4 protein-coding genes are annotated in these 3,600 nt (G+C 32.4%); 2 read left to right on the top strand and 2 right to left on the bottom strand.

From position 1 onward, the window contains the following. Positions 1–633 (bottom strand): two-component regulator propeller domain-containing protein (locus tag DIU01_RS03595; protein ID WP_290831878.1); only part of this gene is annotated, 633 nt, incomplete at its 3' end. Between the two features lie 3 nt (positions 634–636). Beyond that, positions 637–1,335 carry a LytTR family DNA-binding domain-containing protein gene (locus DIU01_RS03600; RefSeq protein ID WP_290831879.1) on the bottom strand — a complete coding sequence of 233 codons (699 nt, stop codon included), beginning with the start codon at positions 1,333–1,335 and terminating at the stop codon, positions 637–639. Positions 1,336–1,534: 199 nt separating this feature from the next. Here DIU01_RS03600 and DIU01_RS03605 point away from each other — a divergent pair, with 199 nt between their 5' ends. Both DIU01_RS03605 and DIU01_RS03610 read left to right on the top strand, forming a co-directional pair. Then, the gene (locus DIU01_RS03605) at positions 1,535–2,281 is read left to right on the top strand and encodes an electron transfer flavoprotein subunit beta/FixA family protein (protein WP_290831880.1); all 747 of its coding nucleotides are present in this window, start codon (positions 1,535–1,537) and stop codon (positions 2,279–2,281) included. Positions 2,282–2,366: 85 nt separating this feature from the next. Further along, positions 2,367–3,335 carry an electron transfer flavoprotein subunit alpha/FixB family protein gene (locus DIU01_RS03610; RefSeq protein ID WP_290831881.1) on the top strand — a complete coding sequence of 323 codons (969 nt, stop codon included), beginning with the start codon at positions 2,367–2,369 and terminating at the stop codon, positions 3,333–3,335. Positions 3,336–3,600: the final 265 nt, after the last annotated feature.

Genomic DNA, 3,600 nt, shown 5'->3' on the forward strand with positions numbered 1-3,600 from the left:
GACATCATTTTTTCTAAAAATCACTTTATGAACGAAAGAAACATCTTTTGGGACAGCAACTTTTTTATTTTTATAAATAAGAAAATTAGCTTCCAATTTTATTTCTTCATCATCCTGAGCCAAAATTGGTGGTGCAATTCTCGAAGATTCAAAAATATTTTCTTGAGGCTTTTCAAGATTCCAATTATATTTATTAATGCAATTGTAGTAATAGGTTTTATTAGAATATCTGTTTTGCATTGTGTACAAATACAGCTGCTCTTTGGTATTTAAAAAAGCATTGGTTTGATTAGTAAATATTGAGGTGGAACTAACTCTATTGTTTTCAAATTTTTGAAGTTTGCCATTGTAATTTATAAACCAAACAACACCTTTTTGATCTGTAAAAACAGCAACTACGTACGGATTTATCAAGCCATCTTTTACATTCAAGGTTTTAAAATCGTTTCCATTAAAGAAAGTCAATCCGTTGTCAGTTCCTAAAACTAAGTTACCATTTTTATCTTCTGTAATCGCGTATATCGAATTGGTTGGCAAACCATCATCAGTTGTAAAATGGCTGAATTTGTACTGAATTTGAGCATTCAATACCGAATAAATTAGTAAACAAAATAACAGTATTGCCTTATTCATTTATTAATTTCTTTTTAAAACATCATTCAAAGGTTTGTAATTTCTTCTTGAAATTGGCAATTGTGTTCCATCATTTAACTCTAAAAACAAGGCTTCACGCGACAAAATTTTAGAAGCAAATTTTAAGTTGACTAAAAATGATTTATGAATTCTAAAAAAATCTTGTTGCAATGTTTCTTCAAAATGCTTTAGTGTTTTAGAAACCATAACCTTTCTATTTCTGGTCATATAAACCATTGTGAGGTTATCAAAACCTTTCAAATATTGAATATCGGTAATAGTAACTATCGATTTTCCTCCTTCATAATTTAATGTAATAGTATTATCTTGGGTACTTTTATCCATTTTTAAAACAACTTTTACGCTTTCTATAGCCGTTTTCAATTCAGACAATAAAATAGGTTTCAAGATGTAATCAATGGCACCAACACGCAACGCTTTGATAGCATATTCTTCGTGAGCTGTAACAAAAATAGTTTGAAAACTTCGCTTGGGAAAACAACTTAACAAATCAAATCCGTCTTCAATAGGCATAGAAATATCTAAAAACAGTAAATCAATTGGATTTTTTTCAATAAATAATTTAGCATCAGCCACATTCTGAAACATGCCCAAAACGGATATTTCTGGAAAATTTTCAGTCAAAATAATTTCTAAATTTTTAAGGTTTAGAATTTCATCATCAACAAGAATACATTTCATACTTTAAATTTATTTTTTAAAAATAGGAAAAAACGAACAAATAAGCTCCAATTATCTCAAAATATACCAATTTGACAAATCAACACCAACGAAATCGATATAATACTGAAATTTTAAAAAAAAATACTATGCACGCATACAATTATTTGAAATATATTTTATACTTTTACAATCTGAAAAATCTTTTAATTTATATAAAATGAAAATATTAGTTTGCATCAGCCACGTGCCTGATACTACTTCCAAAATTAACTTCGTCAATGGCGATTCAGAATTTGATACCAATGGCGTTCAATATGTTATCAATCCTAATGACGAATTCGGATTAACAAGAGCCATTTGGTTTCAAGAACAACAAGGTGCAACGGTAACAGTTGTAAATGTTGGTGGTGCCGATACTGAACCAACTCTAAGAAAAGCATTAGCAATTGGAGCCAACGAAGCAATTCGTGTAAACGCTGCAGCAACTGATGGTTTTTATGTTGCAAAACAATTGGCAGAAGTTGTAAAATCTGGAAGTTATGATTTAGTAATTTGCGGAAAAGAATCATTAGATTACAATGGCGGAATGGTTCCAGGAATGCTAGCAAGTTTATTAAACTACAATTTTGTAAATTCTTGTACAGAACTAACCGTTGATGGAACTTCTGCAAAAGCATCAAGAGAAATCGATGGTGGAAAAGAAATTATTTCAGCTTCACTTCCATTAGTAATTGGTGGACAAAAAGGTTTGGTTGAAGAAAAAGACCTTCGTATTCCAAACATGAGAGGAATTATGACGGCTAGAACAAAAGCATTAACGGTTCTTGAGCCAGTTGCAGCTTCTGTAGAAACTAAAGCGGTAAAATTTGAAAAACCAGCAGCAAAATCGGCAGTAAAATTATTTTCTGCAGACGATTTAGACGGATTAGTTAGCGCATTACACAACGAAGCGAAAGTAATCTAATAATCAGTATTCAGTTTACAGTGTTCAGTCGCAGAACTAAACTCTTAAACTTTTAAACTTTTTTTAAACTCTTAAACTAAAAAAAATGTCATTATTAATATACGCAGAATCAGCCGATGGAAAATTCAAAAAAGTAGCTTTTGAATTAGCATCGTATGCAAAAAAAGTAGCCGAATCATTAGGCACAACTGTAACAGCAGTAACTGTTAACGCAGGAGATGTTAGTGAATTATCTAACTATGGTGTAGATAAAGTTTTGAAAGTAACTAATGATAAATTAGCCAATTTCAATGCCAAAGCTTACGCCGATGTTGTAAAACAAGCTGCTCAAAAAGAAGGCTCAAAAGTAATTGTACTTTCTTCAACAACAGACAGTTTATATCTTGCGCCACTTGTTGCCGTAGGTTTAGAAGCTGGATTTGCATCAAATGTTGTTGAATTACCACTTTCAACTTCACCATTTCAAGTAAAAAGAACTGCTTTTTCTAACAAAGCTTTCAATATCACAGAAATTTCAACAGATGTAAAAATAGTAGCAATTGGTAAAAACTCTTTCGGATTAGTAGAAAGTGCTTCGTCATTATCTCAAGAAGATTTCGCTCCAACATTAAACGATGCCGATTTTAACGTAAAAGTAGAATCTGTAGAAAAATCAACAGGAAAAGTTACTATTGCAGATGCAGACGTAGTGGTTTCTGGTGGTCGCGGATTAAAAGGTCCAGAAAATTGGGGAATGCTAGAAGAATTAGCAACAGTTCTTGGAGCTGCAACTGCGTGTTCTAAACCAGTTTCAGATCTAGGATGGCGTCCTCACAGCGAACACGTTGGTCAAACAGGAAAACCAGTGGCGACCAATTTATACATCGCCGTAGGAATTTCTGGAGCAATCCAACACATTGCCGGAATCAACTCTTCTAAAGTAAAAGTGGTTATAAATGCCGATGCAGAAGCACCATTTTTCAAGGTTGCCGATTACGGAATTGTAGGTGACGCTTTCGATATCGTACCACGTTTAACAGCTAAATTGAAAGAATTTAAAGCTAGCAATAGCTAAAAATAGAACAAACTCAAATTTGAAAAGCTATCTAAAGTAATTTTAGGTAGCTTTTTTTATAAATCAATTTTTAGAAGCGAAACTTTTTTGTTACTTTGCAGTCGCAATTCCTGCTATCCGTTGCAATCTTGTCTCGTTAAAAAAACGAGACAAGGATTTCCACTACTATCAGGGCTAAATTGTAATCTGTATTGAATAGAAATCAGTTTTCAATACACTTTCACAAAAACAAGAAACTTAGTGACTTTGCGCCTTTGTGGCAAAA

This window comes from Flavobacterium sp. (assembly GCF_003525665.1).
Lineage (GTDB): Bacteria > Bacteroidota > Bacteroidia > Flavobacteriales > Flavobacteriaceae > Flavobacterium.